The organism is Mesorhizobium sp. USDA 3734 (genome assembly GCF_056279665.1).
Genome location: NZ_JBWCCW010000001.1, coordinates 1,363,583 through 1,383,967, shown reverse-complemented (window position 1 = coordinate 1,383,967; position 20,385 = coordinate 1,363,583). Strand labels below are relative to the sequence as shown.

General features: G+C 58.1%; 20 protein-coding genes. 9 read left to right on the top strand and 11 right to left on the bottom strand.

Annotated features, from left to right (window positions below):
- Window positions 1-25 precede the first annotated feature (25 nt).
- Window positions 26-1,126, top strand: a complete 1,101-nt coding sequence (locus ACZ89F_RS06520) for an ABC transporter ATP-binding protein (protein WP_476090931.1) — start codon at window positions 26-28, stop codon at window positions 1,124-1,126.
- Between the two features lie 271 nt (window positions 1,127-1,397).
- Here the strand turns inward: ACZ89F_RS06520 and ACZ89F_RS06515 are convergent, their stop codons facing one another.
- Complete coding sequence (locus ACZ89F_RS06515) at window positions 1,398-2,288, bottom strand: LysR family transcriptional regulator (protein WP_476097226.1); 891 nt, start codon at window positions 2,286-2,288, stop codon at window positions 1,398-1,400.
- A gap of 92 nt (window positions 2,289-2,380) precedes the next feature.
- On the opposite strand from ACZ89F_RS06515, the gene ACZ89F_RS06510 reads away from it, so the two are divergent.
- The 5 genes from ACZ89F_RS06510 to ACZ89F_RS06490 all read left to right on the top strand — a co-directional run bounded on the left by ACZ89F_RS06510 (window position 2,381) and on the right by ACZ89F_RS06490 (window position 7,830).
- Complete coding sequence (locus ACZ89F_RS06510; RefSeq protein WP_476090930.1) at window positions 2,381-3,712, top strand: aspartate aminotransferase family protein; 1,332 nt, start codon at window positions 2,381-2,383, stop codon at window positions 3,710-3,712.
- Window positions 3,713-3,815: 103 nt separating this feature from the next.
- Window positions 3,816-4,964, top strand: coding sequence for an ABC transporter substrate-binding protein (locus ACZ89F_RS06505; RefSeq protein WP_476090929.1), 1,149 nt, complete (start codon window positions 3,816-3,818; stop codon window positions 4,962-4,964).
- Between the two features lie 92 nt (window positions 4,965-5,056).
- Window positions 5,057-6,148 (top strand): ABC transporter ATP-binding protein, encoded by a 1,092-nt coding sequence (locus ACZ89F_RS06500; RefSeq protein WP_476090928.1) that lies wholly within the window; start codon window positions 5,057-5,059, stop codon window positions 6,146-6,148.
- 3 nt (window positions 6,149-6,151) lie between these two features.
- Complete coding sequence (locus tag ACZ89F_RS06495) at window positions 6,152-7,021, top strand: ABC transporter permease (RefSeq protein ID WP_476090927.1); 870 nt, start codon at window positions 6,152-6,154, stop codon at window positions 7,019-7,021.
- Complete coding sequence (locus ACZ89F_RS06490; protein WP_245951644.1) at window positions 7,021-7,830, top strand: ABC transporter permease; 810 nt, start codon at window positions 7,021-7,023, stop codon at window positions 7,828-7,830. The genes ACZ89F_RS06495 and ACZ89F_RS06490 overlap by 1 nt, the downstream gene beginning before the upstream one ends.
- Before the next feature lie 264 nt (window positions 7,831-8,094).
- Here ACZ89F_RS06490 and ACZ89F_RS06485 read toward each other — a convergent pair whose 3' ends face one another.
- Window positions 8,095-8,466, bottom strand: coding sequence for a VOC family protein (locus ACZ89F_RS06485; protein ID WP_476090926.1), 372 nt, complete (start codon window positions 8,464-8,466; stop codon window positions 8,095-8,097).
- Between the two features lie 68 nt (window positions 8,467-8,534).
- On the opposite strand from ACZ89F_RS06485, the gene ACZ89F_RS06480 reads away from it, so the two are divergent.
- Window positions 8,535-8,981, top strand: a complete 447-nt coding sequence (locus tag ACZ89F_RS06480) for a MarR family winged helix-turn-helix transcriptional regulator (RefSeq protein ID WP_476090925.1) — start codon at window positions 8,535-8,537, stop codon at window positions 8,979-8,981.
- A gap of 89 nt (window positions 8,982-9,070) precedes the next feature.
- On the opposite strand, the gene ACZ89F_RS06475 is transcribed toward ACZ89F_RS06480, so the two are convergent.
- The 3 genes from ACZ89F_RS06475 to ACZ89F_RS06465 all read right to left on the bottom strand — a co-directional run bounded on the left by ACZ89F_RS06475 (window position 9,071) and on the right by ACZ89F_RS06465 (window position 12,243).
- Complete coding sequence (locus tag ACZ89F_RS06475; protein WP_476090924.1) at window positions 9,071-10,315, bottom strand: DegT/DnrJ/EryC1/StrS family aminotransferase; 1,245 nt, start codon at window positions 10,313-10,315, stop codon at window positions 9,071-9,073.
- A 56-nt stretch (window positions 10,316-10,371) separates the two neighbouring features.
- Window positions 10,372-11,187, bottom strand: a complete 816-nt coding sequence (locus ACZ89F_RS06470) for a shikimate dehydrogenase family protein (RefSeq protein ID WP_476090923.1) — start codon at window positions 11,185-11,187, stop codon at window positions 10,372-10,374.
- Between the two features lie 132 nt (window positions 11,188-11,319).
- A complete protein-coding gene (locus ACZ89F_RS06465; protein ID WP_476090922.1) occupies window positions 11,320-12,243 on the bottom strand; it encodes a dihydrodipicolinate synthase family protein in 924 nt (307 codons plus the stop codon).
- Between the two features lie 106 nt (window positions 12,244-12,349).
- On the opposite strand from ACZ89F_RS06465, the gene ACZ89F_RS06460 reads away from it, so the two are divergent.
- Window positions 12,350-13,879, top strand: coding sequence for a UxaA family hydrolase (locus tag ACZ89F_RS06460; protein WP_476090921.1), 1,530 nt, complete (start codon window positions 12,350-12,352; stop codon window positions 13,877-13,879).
- 18 nt (window positions 13,880-13,897) lie between these two features.
- On the top strand, window positions 13,898-14,863 hold the full coding sequence (locus ACZ89F_RS06455) for a GntR family transcriptional regulator (protein ID WP_476090920.1): 966 nt from the start codon (window positions 13,898-13,900) through the stop codon (window positions 14,861-14,863).
- Between the two features lie 25 nt (window positions 14,864-14,888).
- Here the strand turns inward: ACZ89F_RS06455 and ACZ89F_RS06450 are convergent, their stop codons facing one another.
- Genes ACZ89F_RS06450 through ACZ89F_RS06425 form a run of 6 tightly spaced genes read right to left on the bottom strand, consistent with a single transcriptional unit; the run spans window position 14,889 to window position 20,371 of the window.
- On the bottom strand, window positions 14,889-15,548 hold the full coding sequence (locus ACZ89F_RS06450; RefSeq protein WP_476090919.1) for a helix-turn-helix domain-containing protein: 660 nt from the start codon (window positions 15,546-15,548) through the stop codon (window positions 14,889-14,891).
- A 45-nt stretch (window positions 15,549-15,593) separates the two neighbouring features.
- A complete protein-coding gene (locus tag ACZ89F_RS06445; protein ID WP_476090918.1) occupies window positions 15,594-16,391 on the bottom strand; it encodes an ABC transporter permease in 798 nt (265 codons plus the stop codon).
- A complete protein-coding gene (locus tag ACZ89F_RS06440) occupies window positions 16,388-17,287 on the bottom strand; it encodes an ABC transporter permease (protein ID WP_476090917.1) in 900 nt (299 codons plus the stop codon). The genes ACZ89F_RS06445 and ACZ89F_RS06440 overlap by 4 nt, the downstream gene beginning before the upstream one ends.
- Window positions 17,288-17,291: 4 nt before the next feature.
- Window positions 17,292-18,401, bottom strand: a complete 1,110-nt coding sequence (locus ACZ89F_RS06435; protein ID WP_476090916.1) for an ABC transporter ATP-binding protein — start codon at window positions 18,399-18,401, stop codon at window positions 17,292-17,294.
- Window positions 18,398-19,444 (bottom strand): ABC transporter substrate-binding protein, encoded by a 1,047-nt coding sequence (locus ACZ89F_RS06430; protein WP_476090915.1) that lies wholly within the window; start codon window positions 19,442-19,444, stop codon window positions 18,398-18,400. The genes ACZ89F_RS06435 and ACZ89F_RS06430 overlap by 4 nt, the downstream gene beginning before the upstream one ends.
- Window positions 19,445-19,465: 21 nt before the next feature.
- Window positions 19,466-20,371, bottom strand: coding sequence for an aminotransferase class IV (locus ACZ89F_RS06425; protein WP_476090914.1), 906 nt, complete (start codon window positions 20,369-20,371; stop codon window positions 19,466-19,468).
- Window positions 20,372-20,385: the final 14 nt, after the last annotated feature.

The following is a 20,385-nucleotide window of genomic DNA, read 5'->3' as shown; positions in this document are numbered from 1 at the left end:
GCCAAGACCCAACACCGGAGGGCTTATGGCCGCCATCGAGCTGAACAAAGTCGTCAAGGCCTATGGGGACGTTCAAACCGTCCACGGAATCGACCTCAGCATCAAAGATCACGAGTTCGTGGTGCTGGTCGGCCCTTCCGGATGTGGAAAATCCACCACACTGCGCATGATCGCCGGACTCGAGACCCTAACGGGTGGAGAGATAAAAATCGGCGAGCGACGGGTCAACGACCTCCTGCCGGGAGAACGTGACATCGCCATGGTTTTCCAGAACTACGCGCTTTACCCGCATCTTTCGGTTGAGGACAACATCACGTTCGGGCTGCGTTTGAAGAAGACGCCACGTGGCGAGATCCAGACGCGACTGGCCGAGACCGCGCGGATCCTGGATATCGAACACCTGCTCAAACGCAAACCAAGGCAGTTATCTGGCGGGCAGCGCCAGCGCGTTGCCATGGGGCGCGCCATGATCAGAAATCCGGCGGTATTCCTGTTCGACGAGCCGCTCTCGAACTTGGATGCCAAGCTCCGCGTCCAGATGCGCGCGGAGATCAAACAGATCCACGAGGCGGTACCGACCACAACGGTCTATGTCACCCATGACCAGATCGAGGCGATGACGCTTGCCGACAGGGTGGTCGTCATGAATGCTGGCAAGATAGAGCAGATCGCTGCGCCTCAGGAACTATACTTGAAACCGGCGACCAAGTTCGTAGCCGGGTTCATCGGGTCGCCTGGCATGAATTTCGTCAGCGCAGCGTTAGAACGACATGGAGAACAACTGATTGGCGTCCTGTCCGATGGCTCGCGTCTCGAACTGCCTGGAGGCATTTCCAGATTCGCCGACGCGGTGGGGCGGACAGTCGACCTCGGTATCCGGCCCGAACATTTATCCCTCGGTCCAAACGGAGGCCAAATATCGACCCGGATCGAAGCCGTTGCAGGGCTTGTCGAGCCTCTTGGGATGGATACCCTGGTACACTTCATCATCGCCGGTACGAAGGCCGTTGCGCGCGTGTCGCCTGATGCCTCGCTAAGACGGGGAAGCCGGCTTACCCTATGCGTCGATCCCAAAAGCATTTACGTCTTCGACCGCGAAAACGGGAGCGCTCTATATGGCGACTAAGGACATATGTCCTGAACGACGCGATATGGATGCACTGTCGAGGGCTGTTGACTTCATCATACCCGCGGATGATTTCCCCGCCGCTGGCGAAGCGTGGGTTGCCTACCAATGATCACGGCGTGTTGAAGCGTCTGCGGCCAGGGCGCGTGACGACAGGCTGGAATTCTCGGGGGAGTGGCTGCAACTCCGCAATCCTCATGCCTCGATCGAGGTGCTGTTAGGCGGCAGAGGACATGGACAGCAGAAACATGGCGCGCCGCTATATCCCAACTTAGCCATCGTGGCCTTGGGAAACCCGGTTTACCACCGAAATGAAATCTGCGACCAGCTTGTTCGGCGTGCCTCGATAACCGATGGCGATGACGCATTCCCGCATGTCACGGATCGGCCTGAAGACCACGCCTGGCCGAGCGTAGTATTGCGCGGTGCTGTCGGCGGTGATGCTTATGCCGCGGCCGGATGCGACCGCCTGAAGCTCGGATTCGACGGTGGCCGCCTCGAACACAACTTTCGCCGGCCTGCCGACGCGGTAGTCATTTGCCAACCAGTAGTCGCGCCATACGCCCGGCACCGGCGCGGCAATGATCGGCTCGTCGAGTATATCGTCGAGCACAACCGTTTCCTGCCGACTAAGGCGGTGTCCCGTAGGGAGACATGCGACACATTTCTCGCGTGCGATTTCGACAAGGTCGATGTCGTCCAGGTCGATCGGCGGCCGAATGATACCACAATCGACCTTGCCGTCTCTCAGGCCGGCGCTCGGATCCGAGAAATCAAACTCTTGCAGGTGGAGGGAGGCACCCGGACGAATTCGCTCAAACGCGCGAACGATCGCTGGGATAAACTGCACGGCGGTACCGATCATATAGCCCACGCGCAGTTCGTTCTTGAGCGCGAGTTGCAGCGACCGTGCCTCACCGTACAGTGCTTCGAGCGATTGGCTAAGCGCCCGCGCCCTAGCCAACAGCTTTTCGCCCGACGGCGTCAGGCTGACACTTCGGGTGGTGCGCTCAAACACTGGAAAGCCCAGGGTCTGTTCCAATTGGATGATGGTCTGCGACAGGGCTGGTTGAGAGACATTCAGCTTCTCGGCAGCCCGCGCGAAGCTTTTCTCATTCGCGACGGCGATGAAGGAATGAATGTGGCGGACTTGGATATTCATAAGCGTCACGAATTAATCGTTCAGCTATTCGTCCTTGTTGTCAAGCGGTCCACGCCGATAATCAGCCACATTCCAATAGGTTGAGGTGAGCCATGAATATCAGCCAGACAGACACGTCTCATTCTAGAAACATTCTGGAACAGGGTAAGCAGTCGCTGATCCACGATCCATTGGGGGGCGACGAAGCAAAGATCACGCTGGTGCGCGCCAAAGGCTCGTATGTCTGGGACGACCAGGGCCGCCGATATCTCGATTGCACCTCACAGGCGTGGTCGAACAATCTCGGCGCCAATGATCCACGTGTGGTGGAAGCCGCGATCGCTCAGTTGCGCGAAATCACCCACGCCCGGCCGAATTTCAACACGATCCCACTGCTGAAGCTCACTGCAAAGCTGCGCGAGATTTCGCCCGGCGACTTGAATCGCATTGGCTACTGCCTGCACGGCAGCCTGGCCGTCGAAATGGCCATCAAGCTTGCGTTCAAGAACAAGCCTGGTCGCCACAATATCATCGTGCTGCAGGACGCTTATCATGGTCGTTCGCTGACCACGATGGCGGCGAGCTGGCCGCATCCAAACAACCCTTTCCTGCCAATCCAGCCGCGCTTCACCCGTGTGCCGCATCCGGACCCCTATCGCCCGCGACTGGGCATGGACGTCGAGATGGAATCGAGACTCTGTCTGCAACTGCTGGAAGAGACGATCCACAAGGGCGTCGACGGCGGTGTCGTCGCGATCATGATGGAGCCGATCCCTGGCAATGGGGGTCACATCGCTCTGCCGCTGTCTTTCCTTAGAGGCGTGCGCGACATTTGCGACCGGCACGACATCATCCTGATCTGGGACGAGATCCAGAGTTGCTTCGGCCGCACAGGCGCGATGTTCGCGGCCGATTACTTCGGCATCGTTCCCGACATCATGACCTTCGGCAAGGGCATCAGCGGCGGCTTTCCGCTTGCCGGCATCCTGGCAAGTGAACGGCTGAACGGCTTCGAATCTGGCGAGGATGCACTGACCTTCGGCCAGTTCCCTGTCGCGATGGCGGCAGCCGTCGCCACCATCGACGCGATCATTGCCGACGATCTGTGCGGCAAGGCGCGCGACCATGGTGCCTATGCTACGCAGCGACTCCACGAGATGGCGGACCGCCGCAAGCTGATTGGCGACATCCGCGGTCCTGGCCTGTTCGTCTCGCTCGAGCTCGTCAAAGATAGGGTTAGCAAAGAGCCCGCCACCAAGGCCGCCTCGGAAGTCTATCGGCGCGCTCTTGAGAAGGGGGTGCTCTTTGGTGAAAGCCGCTACGCCGGTCTCGGCAATCTGATCAAGGTGAAGCCGCCGTTAGACTGCTCGCATGAAGACATGTCGCGCGCGCTCGATGTGCTTGATGACGTATTAGGTTCAATCGAGGCCGATGGAATCGCTTGATTCAGAAGCCCAAATCAGGCGATCGGGAGAACAGATCAGAATCTATACGTGCCACAGACCATGAAATTAGTACAAAGATACTAACATCGAAAAGGGGATCACTATGCAGAACAAAACGATTAGCAGACGGACCGTGCTGGCCGCGGGTGCGGGCGCTGCCCTATGCATGCCATTCATCAGGCCCGCCTGGGCACAGACACAGACCGTGCGGGCGCTGATGTGGGAAGCCTATGTACTTCCCGATGTCGTTTCCAAATTCGAGGAAGAGAACAACGTCAAGTTTGTCGCCACGTTCTTCGATGGCAATTCAGAAGCCTATAACAAACTGCGCGTCGGCGGTGCCAAGGAATTCGATCTGGTCCAGGCTGATGGCTTCTGGCCGCAACTCTATTTTCGAGACGGACTGATCCGAAGTGTCGACTACGCACATGTGCCGAGCGCGGCAAACTACCTTCCGGAATTCCATGCCGAAAAGTTCAAGGTGCTGACTGACCCGGCATCCGGCAGTAAGATCGGCTATCCGTTCTGCTGGGGCGCCTATGGGATCACGTACAACGCGGCAGTCGTTGCACCGGAGAAGACGGGCACGATTGAATGCATGTTCGATCCCGCCCTGTCAGGCCAATTGTCCACCAGCGCGCGTTTCGAGGAAAACATCGCCCTGGCGGCATTGTTGGTGACGGACCGGCTGGGCTCGCGCGAGAAACCTCGCCCGGATGGAAAGCCTTTCAACCCATATGTCCTGACCGATGAGGAACTTGACGGTGTCAAGAAATTGCTGATCGAACAGAAGGCGCTGCTTCTGACCCGCTATCAGGACAACCCGACGTTGTTCCAGCTTCTGCAGAGTGGCGCCGTCGTGGCGGCGACCGAATTCGCGCAAGTATTCCGTCAGCTTCTGACGGCCAAAGACCGTAACCCGAAACAGGATTTCCGCCATACGCTTAAGATGAAGGAAGGGGGATTGGGCTGGGTCGACACTTGGCTTGTAACGTCCGGTGTCGAGGATGGCCCCAAGCTCGACCTGTGCAACAAGTTCATCGACAGAATGATCTCATCTGAAATCATGAAGCGGATCGGCGAGGTGGCCGGCTGCTCGACCACAATCGATCTAAGAGGAATCTCGACCGAGGAAGAGCGTAAAGTCTATCTGATGGACCGGTCGAGCGAGATCGCGGATCTTTTCATGTTTGATCAGCCATCCTCTCCCGAGAAATGGGAACGCGTGTGGTCGAACGTACAGGCAGCCTAATTGTCCGTCATTCTCCCAAGCAATGACGCTACCCTCCGGCAGGGCGTTGCCCTGTCGGAGGGACCACGGCCCTCAATGTCAGGTGATCCAACATGAATCAGAGCCAAAACGGCGCCGAGGCCCCCTACATCCGGATTGCCAATATTTCGCGTCAATATGGCCAGGTCCGCGCGCTGCACGATCTCAGCATCGATATCGACAAGCACGAGTTCATCGCCATTCTTGGCCCCAGCGGCTCGGGCAAGAGCACGCTGCTCAGGCTGATAGCGGGACTTGACCGGCCCACCGCGGGACGCATTTTTTTCGACGGCGCCGACGTCACAGACCTGCCGCCGCACAAACGCGGCATCGGGATGGTGTTTCAGGAATTCCTGTTGTTTCCGCATCGCACCGTTCGCGAAAATCTGGCCTTCCCGCTGCGGATGACCAACCAGCCGCCGAAGATGATCCTCGAGCGCCTGGACTGGGCCGAGTCCATATTGTCGCTTAACGGGCTGATGGACAGGTACCCCAATCAACTTTCCGGCGGCCAGCAGCAGCGCGTCGCGCTCGGCCGTGGATTGGTCACCCATCCCACTCTCTTGCTGCTCGATGAGCCGCTCGCCAATCTCGACCGTGAATTGCGCAACGAAATGGAAGTGGAAATCCGCCGCTATCAAAAGCAACTCGGAATCCCTTTCGTCTACGTGACCCACAATCAGGAGGAAGCGCTGTCGATGAGCGATCGCGTCGCCGTGATCAACGGTGGCAAACTCGAAGCCCTCGGCGAACGGCAGTTGATCTACGACCATCCGCCGACGCCTTTCGTCGCGCGCTTCGTTGGCAAGTCGACACGCTTTGATGGGGCGTTCGATGCAGCCTCGAAGAGGGTCGATCTGCAGCGTTACAACTATTCTTTCCCTTATGAAGAGGTTGCCGAGCGCAAGGGCAACGCCCGCGTCGAGGTCTTCGTCAAGAACGAGCGTTTCGAACTGTTGCCGTCAAAATCGGGAGGTGCCGGCATTCCCTGCATTGTCGCCGACGTGGTGCTGAGGGGACCTTTCGTGGAATACATCCTCGAAACCGAGGCCGACGAGCGCATTATCGCCGTGCAGCCCAAGAGAGAGGAACCTCTGGCACTCGGAACCAAGCTTTCGCTGTCGTGGAACCCCTCACAGTGCCACGTGTTTCCGGCAGGGAGGTGAATGATGTCCGAGGCCGAAAATAGGCTTAACAGGCGCCTGTTCCTGCACATACCAACCGTCTTCCTGGTCATCTTCTTTGTCCTGCCCTTGATCGCACTGGTCGTTTTGAGCCTATGGCAGACCGAGAACTACAAGATCGTCCGGGAATGGACGGCGATGAACTATGTGACGCTGGCGACCGAGCCAGCTTATTTCATTTTCTTCATACGTTCGCTGTTCATGGCGATCTTCGTTTCAGTGTTCTCGGTCGTCGTCTCCTGGCCGATCGCCTTCTTCATCGTGCGCCACGGGGGGCGCTACAAGCTGATCCTTTCGCTGTTGCTTGCCGTGCCGTTCCTCTCCGGCGAAGTGCTGCGCCTTATCGCCTTGCAAGGCATGTTGGGGCCGACCGGCTTGGTCAACGGGGTGCTTTTGAAGCTAGGGGCCGCACCGCTGCGTTTTATCATGTATTCGAATTCGGCCACCTTCATCGCATTGGTCTATCTCTACCTGCCTATGGTGGTAACGACAGTGTATTTGTCGCTCTTGAATTTCGACTTCCGGCTGGCCAGCGCGGCGAGCGCCTGTGGTGCTAACCGTTTCCGGATATTTTCAGAGATCGTCTGGCCACTCAATCTGTCGGGCACAATCGTAGGGTTCCTCCTCTGCTTCATCCCGACGCTGTCGGCCGCGCTGGCGCCTCGCTTTCTCGGCGGTCCTAATGGCGTTCTTTACGGCATGTCGATCGCGCAGCAGTTCGGTGAGTCCGGCACATGGGCGCTCGGCGCCGCCATGGGTGTCGTGCTCTTCTTGTTTTCGATGCTGGTGCTCGGCGTCTTCAGCCTCGGAATCGACCTGCGCCGCACAGGCTTCACCGGAATGGGACGACAGTGATGTATGCACAGGCAAGCAATGAAAGGCTGACGAAATGGCTGATGGGCGCGATCCTGGTGATAGCCTATGCGTTCCTCTACATGCCGATCATCCACATCCTGTTCGCCTCGCTGTCGAGTCGGCCGAACTTTCCCTATCCTCCGGAGTTCGACTATGGGAGCTACATCAGGCTCTACACCAATACTGTATACCAGGACGCATTCCTGAACAGCTTGATCATCGCGACCTGTACATCGATCCTCTCGACAGTCCTGGGCTTCCTGGCAACGGTAGGGGTGTTGCGGTTCGGCGGGCGTAAAGCCCTCCTCTACGCGGCCTTCTTTGCGGGCCCTTTGTTCGTATCCGAGATACTGCTCGGCATCTCGTCCATGTCGCTCTACTATCTGGTCTTCGAACTGCAGGGCAACATGGTCACCGCCATAATCGCCAATTCGGTGCATTGCTTCTCGTTCTGTTTCCTGATCATGGCCGCCCTGCTCTACCGCTATGATTGGCGCATGAACGAGGCAGCTGTGGTCTGTGGCGCTTCGCCGGCACGCGCCTTCTACGAGGTGATGCTACCACTGACTTGGTCGGGCATATTGGGCAGCCTGATCGTAGCCTTCGTGCTGTCGCTCAATGGCCTGGACATCTCGTTCTATTTGCTCGGCGCAACCCCCACCATGCCATCGGTCGCCTGGGGCGCACTGCGCTACGGCGTCAAGCCCGAACTCTACGCGCTTTCGTCGATCATCAACATTCTGGTGTTTGCCGCGATCACGGTGCTCTATTTTGTCGCCCGTTCGGACAAGAAACGGCCGATGGAATGACATGTCCTGCTTGTGGCGCCTTCGGTGGGCCGCATTTCCGGCGAGGCCATGTTTTGCACGTCTGCCTCGGTCGACGCCAACTGCCTGTAGGCATGTCGTGCGCCTAAGTCCCAAAGGTACCGCTTCCCGCCAAGGAGCGGTCGGTCGGCTCAACCGATCACTCGTATCTGATTGGCGGGAACGCGGAACAGTAGTGGGGCCTTCCGGATCGCCTTTTTGCCACGACCGTTAGGGTAAAATCGTTATATGCGGACGCGGTTTCAGTTACTTCGTTGGGACGGTATGCGCAGTTATCGTATAGCCAAATGGATCGACGAAGGCGAAATAGCGTCCGAACGGACCGTCCTTCGGCGGGAAAGCTATAGGCACGTCGCGCTCGCATAGATGAGCGTGCAATTCGTCAGCGTCGTCGCAGCCAAACCAGATCGCGATGCCAACCCCCAGCTTGTCGGTGTCGTCAAAGTCCTCGATCGGCGTGCGTACGGCGAATGGGATGGGGTGCGTTTCGAAAACAACCGCGCCCGGAGGGGCTTTTGCCGATGGCGTAAGCCCGACAATATCCCGATAGAAGGTCCGTGCTGCGTCCAGATCCTTCGTCTGGATTCCGATGAAATCCGGTCCAATTAGTCGGGGCATGAGCTATCTTTCCTTTGTACACGTGACGCAGTACCATCAGGGCCCTGATATAATGTAAGGGCCCTGATATGTCCAGCCTGATAGTCCCGCCGATAGATGACACCTACCGCTCGCTCGGATATGCGCTGAAGCGGGCGCAACAGGCGCTGCGGGGCCATCTCGACAATGAACTTAGAAACATCGGATTGACGACCCCACAATACTCGGTACTTGCGGGACTCGAGTTCAGCGCGGGCTTGTCAAGTGCGGAGCTGGCGCGGCGGGCCTTCGTAACGCCTCAGACGATGCAGTCCATCATAGCGATACTCGAACGGGCCGGCCTCATTAAGCGAATGGCCCACCCTGTAAATGGTAGGGTCAGAACTACCGAACTTACGCCGGCTGGGCGGTCGGCATTGCGTGCGGCCCACGAGATTGTCGCTAACGCCGAAGTGCTTACCCGAAACGCCGTTGCACCAAGCGATCCGGAGATCATGTATTCAGCCTTGTTGCGGATAGCAGAGGCCATGCGGTGAGGTCCTCCGCTGGCGCACGGTCGAAGAAGCTTGCCTGTCGGGCCTGACCGCAGCATCGGCACATCATTTGCGACATGAGTATTCCTAAGCTAGGTGCGATATGCCGTCGTGACCTTTTGGATCGCATTGGCGATCTGCCTGAGATGATGGTCCTCCATTCTGTCGGTCCACCACATACAGACAGTTTCTCGGCAGGCACGCTCAGCCGCCGGACAAAGTTCGGTTTCGAAGTCGTCCTTGCGAACGCCAGCGAGCGTGAACGGCAGGCCGGAATTGCCGAACGTTTTGTGTTCCCTGATCAAGGGATAGCGATAGAGGGGGATCTGACCGGGATAGCCGATGAATCCGTCGATGCCCTCGGCCGTCAGGGCTTTCATGACTTCCGGGATCGGCCGTGACAGTCTTTGGGGATCCAGGCGAAATGAGTAGAAGAAATAGACGCCTGTCGTCCCCTGCAACGGAAGGATCGGGATGACATCGGCACTCGAAAGCAACGTGGTGAGCCGGTCGGCTGCGTCTACCCGTGCCTTAACAAACTGGTCCAGCTTCTTCAGCTGGGCCAGGCCCACGGCCGCCTGCAACTCCGTCATGTGGTAGTTCGGCGCGAGGAACAAATGGTCGCGCCCTCCCCTTTCTCGCGGCCAACCTTTGTCGCTGCAATGTCTGAGCCCTCGTCCGAAACGCTCGTCTTCATTGCTTATCACCATGCCACCGTCGCCGGTGGTCATGTGTTTCGACTGCTGGAAACTGAAACAGCCGAGATTGCCCAAGGTGCCGCACAGCTTTCCCTTGTACAAGGCAAGATGGGCCTGCGCGCAATCCTCGATGACGAAGAGGTTGTGTTTTTTCGCGATCGCCATGATGGCGTCCATGTCCGCTGGATGACCATAAACATGCGTGACGATGATCGCGCGGGTGCGCGGGCTGATGTTCCGCTCGATGGACGCCGGGTCGATGTTGTGGGTGTGTGGATCGACATCAGCAAAAACCGGGATGGCGAGTTGGGAAATGATCGGGATGACCGTGCCAACGTCTGTAATGGGAGAGAGTATGATCTCATCGCCGGGCTCGGGGTTGAGGTAGATGACTGCCGTGTGAAGTGCTGCAGTCCCGCTGCTGACGGCTACCGCGTGGCTGACGCCATATCTCGCCGCAAATTGCCTTTCGAACTCACCCGTTTTCGGGCCAACGAGAAAGGAAAGGCTGCCAGACTTGAGGACGTCCGACAACTCTTTCATCTCTTCGTCGCCGAGCGTGCGCCCCGATGCATCGCGAAAGCTCGGAAGGGTCCCCTCTATAGCGCGAGGACCGCCATTGATGGCCAGGTCTTGCATTAGGATGTCTCTCTTCGGGTTCTGGAACATTTGTTTGCTGGCGAATTGATGAATGCCTAAAGGCCGAGGAAGTTGGCCATGAGTTGAAGCTGGTGCTCGAGCATGTGTCGGCCGAGATGGATCCTGCACCCGATTGTGCGTGCGGCATCGAGGAGCGGCGTTATCTCGGGCTCCATAATGACTTCGGCGACCACCATGTCCGCAGTCAGCAGGAGCGTGTCGAGCGGAAGCGGATCGGATGCATTCATGCCCAGCGTCGTTCCGTTCACGATAAGGTCGTGGCCAGTGGGATTCCCAGAACCCAGTCGGACGTCAATCTGATCGTAGGTTGCGATCAGCTTTTCGCGAAGTGCCTCGATCTTGTCCTGCGTTCGGTTGGCAAGGGTTAGACGCCGCACGCCTGCTGCGGCAAGTGCAAAGGCAATAGCATTCGCCGCTCCGCCCGCGCCTGCGATGTAGACTGAGCGGCCTTCTACCTCGATGCCAGCGTGCCGCAGCCCGTCGACGAAGCCGATACCGTCGAGCTGGTCGGCAATTATCCGGCCATCATGGTCGCGGCGCAGCACATTGGCAGCGCCGACAGCGCGAGCCTGCGGGCTGACCTCGTCGCAGAGGCGGATGATTGCCTGCTTGTGCGGGACGGTGACGATCGCTCCGTCGAAACTTTTCAGGACGCGCAGTCCGCCGACAAAGCTCTCCAGATCGGCCGGCGCCACATTCAGAGGCACCATGACAGCGTCTGCGCCCCTCAGCCGGGCAATGCGGTTGATCTCAGGGGGCGCTTTGACATGTTCGGTTGGATGCGCCAGGATTCCAAGAAGGCGTGTCCTACCGGTAATTTCGCCATTTTTGCGCTCAAGACCTGACAGCATCTAAGGCAAGTCCCTTCTACGGGCAGAGCAACTTTGCTTCGCCACAGACCGGTCGAGCTCCGTTCGGCATGCGGTTTTACCGTGATGCATTGTCCGTGACGGCATCATGTGGTTGAGCGATACCGCCAAGTCTCACTTGCCCCAATGCAGGGCCAAAGGATCGATACTACGGGCAAGTTCCAGCAAGCCATCGCGCGTCGCTGGATGCAGGGCCTTCAGCGGATGCCTGACATGGTCGGACTTGATAACCTTGCCTTCGGCCATCACCGTCTTCGTCGCCCGCAATCCGCATTGCCGGTTTTCGTAATTGATCAGAGGTAGGATGCGCTCGTAAGCCTTCATCGCCTCTTGTCGCCGGCCAGCGCAATGATGCTGGATGACCGGACGAATGAGATCAGGAAGCAATGCGCTCGACATGACGCCGGTTGCGCCAGCGTCGAGATCAGCCATCAAGGTGATCGCTTCTTCGCCATCGAATGGACCCTCGATCGTGTCGCCACCCTTTTCGATCAGGTCGCGCAGCTTGGCGGCCGTACCCGGCACCTCGATCTTGAAATAACGGACCAGAGGGAGGGACTGCGCCAGGCGCACGAGGAATTCGACAGAGAGAGAAACGCCGCTCAATGGAGCGTCCTGGACCATGATCGGCAACCGCGCTGCGTCCGCAACCCTGGCGAAATGCTCCTGAATCGACGCTTCGTCGAGCTTAATGCCGGCGCCATGATAGGGAGGCATCAACATGATCAGCTTGGCACCGCGATCAGCCGCGTGGCGAGCGCGCGCACTGGCGATCTCGGTGCTGAAATGGCTGCAGGTGACCATCACCGGAACGCGACCCGCCACGTGCTCCAGGCATAGATCGGTGAGTTGCCCCCTCTCGTCGTCTGAAAGCAGGAACTGCTCTGAATAATTGGCCAGAATGCAGATGCCGTCGGCCTTCTGATCGATCATGCAATCCAGCACGCGGCGCTGGCCTGCAATATCGATCTCTCCGGTTTCGGTAAAGGGTGTCGGCGCCACCGGAAACAGGCCCGAATACGGTTCGTCCTTAGCCATTTTCGGAAAATCCCCCAAGAACCTTCGTGATTCAAAGTCTTCTCTTGACTTTCACCTACCTAACATGAATGATTTTTGCATGCAATACTCATTAATGGAGATGACAATGCCAGTTCGTCGATCGGCTCCGGCCATCATCCGACTGCACGACGCGGACAATGTCGCGGTCGCCACGAGGCGGATTGAAATAGCCGAAGACCTCGGCGAGGTTATCGCTCAAGCAGAGATTCCCAGCGGTCATAAGATTGCCTTGCGAGCGATCGGCGAAGGCGAACCGGTGTCCAAATACGGACAGATCATCGGCCGTGCGAGTACCAACATCCTTCCCGGTAGCCACGTCCACCTGCACAACCTGGCAATGCTCGACAGCGCCGTTTCGCATGAATTCGCCGTTGACGGCGGACCGACGCCTCTGCTGCCCCAAAATGAACGCAGGACCTTTGAGGGGTACCAGCGCACATCGGGACTGATCGGCACCAGGAATTATATCGGCATCATCACCTCGGTGAATTGCTCGGCCACGGTGGCTCGCGCAGTCGCCGATCATTTCAAGACAAACGGCTTCGGTGAATTCACCAATGTCGACGGCGTCGTAGCGCTCACTCACGGTACGGGATGTGCTATCCCCACGAACACCGAGGGATATCAGTATCTGCGCCGAACGTTGAGTGGCTACGCGAGGAACCCGAATTTCGCCGCCATCCTGATGATCGGGCTCGGCTGCGAGACGAACCAGATCAGCCATCTCGTCAAGGCCTTCGACCTGGAGGAAGGGCCAATGCTGCGGACCATGACGATCCAGCAGCTTGGCGGCACGCGCAAGACGATCGAAGAGGCGATTGGCATTATTCGCGAGATACTGCCGGCCATCAATGCCGAGCAAAGGACGACCGTTTCGCTTTCCGGCATCAAGCTGGCGCTTCAGTGCGGCGGATCCGACGGTTACTCCGGCATCACCGCCAATCCCGCGCTCGGCTATGCCGCCGACCTTCTGGTCAAGCATGGCGGCACCGCGGTGCTCAGCGAAACGCCCGAAATCTACGGCGCCGAACACTTGCTGACGCGCCGCGCGGCGACACCGGAGATCGCGCGCAAGCTGATGGCGCGAATTGAATGGTGGCGCGACTACACCGCAAAGAACGGCGCGGAGCTCAACAACAACCCCTCGCACGGCAACAAGGAGGGCGGCCTCACGACAATCCTCGAGAAATCCCTGGGTGCGGTCGCCAAGGGCGGATCGATGCCGCTGCGAGAAGTCTATGAATATGCCGAACCGATCCGGGAACCCGGTTTCGTCTTCATGGACACTCCCGGCTACGACCCGGTCGCTGTCACCGGACAGGTCGCGGGCGGTTGCAACCTGATCGTATTCACGACGGGTCGCGGTTCTGTTTCCGGGTTCAAGCCGGCGCCCTGCATCAAGGTTGCCACGAACAATGCCATGTTCGAGCATATGAGCGAGGACATGGACATCAATTGCGGCGGCATCATCGATGGAAGCGACAGCATCGCCAAGGCAGGCGAGCGCATTTTCGAAAAGATTGTCGCCATCGCTTCGGGCGAACGCACGCTGAGCGAAGGTTACAATTATGGTGACTCCGAATTCGTCCCTTGGCAAATAGGGGCGGTAACCTGACTTTTCGGAAGGGATCGCATGGGGTATCGCCCGCTCGCCTATGAATCCATCGCCGACAACCTCAGAAGGGCTGTCCTTGGCGGATCTGTTCCGGAAGGCACTGTCTTGCTCGAGGGACCGATTGCCGCCCTCTTTGGTTCGAGCCGGTCGCCGGTCAAGCAGGCGCTTGCTACACTGGAGGCGGAAGGGCTGGTGCGTCGATTCGAGGGCCGTGGCGTGCTGGCTGGAAAAGGCGGGCCGCCGCTGCGGCTGAAGATAACGGGCGAGATGCTCGATCTTGAAGTGCCGAAGAATGCCAAGGCCTTCGCCTGGCAAACCTTCTATTATGACTTCGAGGAAACGGTCGTCCTGCGCGCCGTATTTGGGGGCTGCCGCATCAACGAACTGGCTCTGGCGCGCCACTACAAGGTCGGCAGGACTGTTGCCGGCGACATATTGAACCATGCGGCGAAGAACGGCATCGTGACAAGCGACGAGAAATCCCGCTGGTGGATAAATCCGCTCGACGAGCGCCGATTCCAGAATCTGTATGAAATACGGCTGTTGCTCGAACCGGCGGCCTTGCGTACCGCCATGGCCCACATTCCTAGCGACGCGCTTTCCGAAATGCGCGATCGCCTGACGCAGGCCTCGGCAAGATTTCCACTGGTGGAGCCGGCCGAACTGGATGGGCTCGAGGAGGACCTGCACGTGAATCTGCTGCAGTACAGCTCCAATTCCGACATACTGGAAACCCTTATCCGCACGCGTGGCATCCTCGTCGCGGGCAAGCATATCCAGAGGGCAGTGAGGGGCAAATTGCCTATCGATGCGTTCATGGACGAGCATCTGGAAATCATGGACGCCATCACTGCTGGCAACCCGGCTTCGGCGCAGGGCGCGCTGCGCGAACATCTGCAGCGGTCGAGCGACAAGGCCATTGAGCGCTTGCGGGCGTTTCGCAAAATCAGCGTTGTGTCGCATATGCCTTATCTGCTCGATTAGCACCGGGACACGCAGGCAGCGCCGCTCAGTCAGCTTTGGGGCCGGACTGCGATTCCTGAATGATCTGGTCCTTGATGATCTCCCGCAACGTCTGCGCCAGATTCGGCGTGGCGCTCGAACAGCAAACGAGAATGGAACTGGTTGGCTCCTGCAGCGACATGTAGCCATGTTTCATGGTGCTATCGAGATAGACGCTATCCCCCTGCTCCAGATCCATCGGCTCATAATACTCGCTGTACAGGCGCACCTTGCCACTCAGGACGAGCATGAATTCCTCACCCACATGCGCGGTCAACGGCCCCATCTCCTCAGGGGTCATCGCCTGCACCTCGATATAGATCGGGATGATGCGCTTGTGCGCCACGTCGGCGGACAGATAGCTGTAGCTGTAATGCTGGCGCTCGAGCCTCTGGCCTTCGAAATTGCGGCTGATGCTGCGCCGGGCAACCACAAGCGGTGGCGTGGGCTCGCTGGGCGCCGAATTCAGCAGGTCGCCGATCTCGACGCCAAGGCCGTGCGACAGCTTCAATATGGTGTCGAAATTCGGTGAGATGTGACCATTCTCGACCTTCGACAATGTCGAAGTGGCAATGCCAGTCATGGAGCTGACTTCGGCAAGCGTCCATCCATGATAGGCGCGCCGCTCCTTCAGCAATTTTCCAAGATCTTTGGTTTTTTTATTCATATCTTGCCGTCGATTCCAATTGCCTAGACCACAATCTTCGCCAACCTATGGCTTGCGTCCAATACTCTCACGAAGTGACATCGCACCCAACGCTGCGAACAACAATGTCACGCACAGCACGATCGAAACGAGCGCATTTATTTCAGGGGTGAAGCCGGTTCGCATCATTGCCCAGAGCCGCATGGGCAGCGTCGTTTCCCCGCCGACGAGAAAGAACGTAACCAATGTTTCGTCGAACGACAGCGCAAAAGCAAGCAGCGAGCTGGTCAACAGCGCCGATCGTAACTGGGGGAGAACAACATAGAGGAAGGTTTCGAGACCGTTTGCGCCGAGATCGAGAGACGCTTCTATCTGCGAATTCTCAAGTGTGTCGAGCCTGATTGTGATCATGCGATAGACCACCGCCAGGATCAGCACGATATGGCCGATAGTGACCGTGATCAGGCTCCGCTCCAGTCCGATTTCCCGAAATGCGACCAGCAGCGAGATTCCGGTGATGATGGCCGGCAGCACGAACGGCAGAAAGATGATGAACTCGACATAGGCGCGGCCACGTCGCACCCCGGTTTTCATGTAGTACGCCAGCGCCAACGATATGATCGTCGCGCTGACCACAGCGCAGATTCCGACGACGATCGAATTGTAAAGGGCCGCCAATAGCTGCGAATTGTCGGCCAGCCGCCCGTACCATTCCAGACTGAAGTTCGACCAGTCGATCTGATGGTTCTTCATGGCGAAAAATGAAAACAGGATTACGATCAGCGCTGGCGCGTAGAGTACCGCGAAAGTGAGGCCGGCGATAACCCAGAGACACGCGACGGTTAGACGTTCCAGTCTGGTCATTTCACCCTCGCATTTCGCAAGATGAGAGACGCGACGCTAATCAGCGTGATTACGGTAACGAGAAGCACAACAGCCAATGCAGCGCCGAAAGGCCAGTTGAAGGCCATCCCGAACTGGCTCCATATGGCGCGTCCGAAAGTGAAGCCCTCGCTTCCGCCTACCATCTGTGGAGTGAGGTAGTCGCCGAGCGCGATCACCATCACGAACAGCGCGCCGGCGATCGACCCGGGCAGACTGAGGGGTAGGACAACACTGAGGAATATCTGGCCAGGCTTGGCGCCGAGATCGGCCGCTGCACTCAGAAGCGATTGCGGTATGCGCTCCAGTGCCAGAAAGATCGGAAGGATTCCGAATGGCAGATAGATCACCGCCATCGTTAGCATCACGGCGGTCTGGTTGAAGATGAACAGTTTGCTCGGTGCATCGATGATGCCAGCCGTGAGCAGGAGGGAATTCAGGAAGCCATTGAAGCCGAGAATGCTGCGCATTGCATAGATCTTGACTACATAATTCATGACCAGCGGCAGTGCACTGAGCAGCAGCAAAAGATAGCGTACTGAGCCTTCCAGCCGCCATATCAGATAGGAGATGATATATCCCAGAATGAGCGCTACCGCCGCAACGACAAAGGCAAGCTTTACCGTCCCGAAGAAGACATAGAGATAGCTGCCGCTTTGGAAAAACGCCGCATAGTTTGACAGCGTCAGTTGCCCTGTGACCTGGTTGTCCTTCATCTCGAGAAAGCTGTAAGTCAGAAACGACAAAAGCGGCACTAGAATGAGGATTGTCGGGACACCATAGACCAGTATCCTGGCAGCAAGTCTCCCGAACGACGGGCGCCAATATAACGGGCCGCCATTGTTGGCGTGCGCGATGTCGGCGGTAGACACGGTCATCGCATCATCCTCTCGGCAGAAAGCTGACATCTGCCTCAGACCATCGAAGCAGCACATCGTCGCCCGAACTCAGATTCTTCCCTGACTGGTCTGTCGGCACCCTGACCTTGATCCTGTGTTCTGCCCCCGCCATGGCAAGCGACAATTGGGTTGTAGCACCGAGGAAGGTGACGTTCTCCAGACGCGCCTTGGAAACACGCTGATCGCCGCGCAATTCGTTGCCGTCGTGGATTGCGAAACTTTCTGGTCTTATGGCGAGCAAGAGGTCGGCGCCACTGTTCGCCAATGCGGGGATGGGATGCCTCCCAAGCGGGCTTTGGACAACGCTCGTAGGACCGTCGGTATCGAGCCGCGCGGGCAGCAGATTGTTCTCGCCAAAGAACTTCGCCACGAATTCGCTCCGCGGCTTGTAGTAGATTTCTTGAGGGGTGCCGACCTGAACCAGATTGCCGTGATCCATGACGGCGATGCGATCCGACATGGAGATCGCCTCTTCCTGGTCATGTGTGATGAACACGAATGTCGTGCGGATGCGCCGCTGCAGGTCCTTCAGAAACTCCTGCATCGAACGCCGCAACTCGGCGTCCAGCGCTGCCAGCGGCTCGTCCAGCAGGATGACCTGCGGCTCGCACACGATGGCTCTCGCCAGGGCCACGCGCTGGCGCTGGCCACCGCTCAATTCGCTGGGATAGCGCTCGGCCTTGTCAGTCAGGTTGACGGTGTCAAGGACGGCAGAGACCTTTGTCTTGATCTCCTCAGCCGGTCTGCGCCTGATCCGCAACCCGTAGGCCACGTTCTTTGCCACCGTCATGTGAGGGAAAAGCGCGTAGTCCTGGAACACCGTGTTGAACGGCCGCCTGAAGATCGGCACCTGGGAGATATCGGCGCCGCGCAGCAAGATGCGGCCGGACGTCGGCGGCGTGAAGCCGCCGATCATCCGCAAGATTGTCGTCTTTCCCGATCCGGATGGTCCAAGGATGGTGAGGAACTCACCATCCTTGATGTCGAGATCGACCGGTTTCAGAACGTTGAGGTTCCTATAGGACTTGGTCACGCCAACCAGCTGGATGACGTTTGGTCTGACGACCTCTTCTTCGGAGAGTGCAGCAGTCATTGTTGAACCGGAGTTGCCTTGATCTCGTTCCACAATTCGATGCGACGGCCGAAATCTTCGGGCGCCTGGAGGAAGACAAGCCTGTCGGAATAGGTCAAGCCGATCTTGTCATTGGCGTCGCCGTTGGTGGTGTTGCCGTAACCGGTCTTTTCGCTGATGTAGGTTCCAACCGCCTTTTCAAGCATGGCGTCGACCCACGCGTGAGCGAGTTCGGTATCGCGGGCCTTGGCGCTGATCGCCCAACAATCGATCCAGCCGATCGCACCTTCCTTCGGGATTGTCAGCCCGACATTGGCGCCACGGCTGCGCAACATCGGCGCCTGAGGCTCACCCATCGACATCATTAGATCGATGCCTCCTTGAGCGAAAATACTGACGCCGTCGTCGAAGCCGGCATAGTAGCTCGCGACATTGGCTTTCTGCTCCAGAAGCTTGGCCTTGACCTGTGAGAACTGGTCGACGGAGAGGTTGAAGGGATCCTTGATGCCAAGCAAGAGCGCCGTGGTGACGATCGCGTTGTTGGCATCATCCATCACGATGATACGACCCTTGTATTTCTTGTCCCAAAGAATGCTCCAGCTATCAGGCGCTGTTTTGAACGTGTCGGTGCTGTAAATCAGCGGAATGGAACCCCAGGCGAAGGGAACCGCGTATGGCTTGCCATCGAAAATAATCGCCGACACGGAACGGAAAGCCGGCAAAAGATTGCTCGACTGCGGGACTTTGGCGAGATCGACAGGCTGGAGAAGCTTCTCCTGCGTCAGCCGCTTGTAGGATGACGTCTCGATGGCGATGACGTCAAAATCCGCGCCACCCGACGCTGTCATCTTGGCGAAGATTTCATCAACGCTGCCCGTATAGCTGATGCTTACGGTCGATCCGGTCTTTTGCTCGAAGGCCTTGACCCACTGATCGTCGGCATATCCCTCCCAGGTCAGGATGCGCAGCTCCTTGCCGGCCGCCCTGGCCGGCTTGAACGCGGAAGACGCCAATGCGCCGGCTGCCATAGTGGTGGTCAGAGACAGAAATTCACGTCTTTTCATTTTGATTCCCCTTCGTTGAGTTTATGCGGAGTAGTTAACTGGTGTCTGGTGCCAACCTGCCTTGTGCTGTTCCCAATAGAATGACTTGAGCCGCGTGCTTATTTTTCCTGGTTTGCCGCCGCTCATGATGTGATCGTCGACGCGCGATACGGGCATGACGCCGCCCGCCGTCGTTGTGCAGAACATCTCATCCGCCGACAGCAGATCCTGCTTCCGCAACGGCGCAATCCGCGCCGGAATGGCGAGCATTTCGCAAAGTTCGAGCACAGAGCGGCGCGTGATTCCCTCCAGTGCGCCGCGATCGGGGGTGAGCACTTCGCCGTGGCGCACGATGAAGACGTTGAACCCCGGCCCTTCGGTGACATAGCCGTCGCAATCCAGCAGGACGGCGGTGTCGGCTCCCGCATCATGGGCCTCGAAGAGGCCGCGTGTCAGATCGCCCCAATGGTAGTTCTTGACGGTCGGGTCGATGGAGGCTGGGGGGATGCGTGGCACCGAAGCGATATGGAGATGGGCTCCGCGGGCCTGCACATCGAGCGGGATGACGTCGATCCATGGAATGGCATAAACGATAAGCTTGTTGTCGCAGTCCTGCGGCCGCCTGGAGCCGAAAACGCGCGGGCTCCCACGGGTGCAGACCATCGCTACATAGGCATCCCGCAGCCCAGAAAGGGCAACACATCGCTCTGCTATCGAAGCAATCTCTGCCATCGAATGAGGTGGAGTCAGCCGGACGCCCAGCATCGATCGCTCGAACCGCGCAAGGTGATCGTCCATACGAAAGAAACTTCCGTCCCGCACATGCACGACGTCGTATGTGACATCCGAACGGGTAAAACCCCAATCGAGAACGGATATCTTGGCATCGCCGACTGGGACGAACTTGCCATCGCTAAAGGCGACGCCGTTTGCATGCTTAGCGCTCATGGATGCTTCTAACT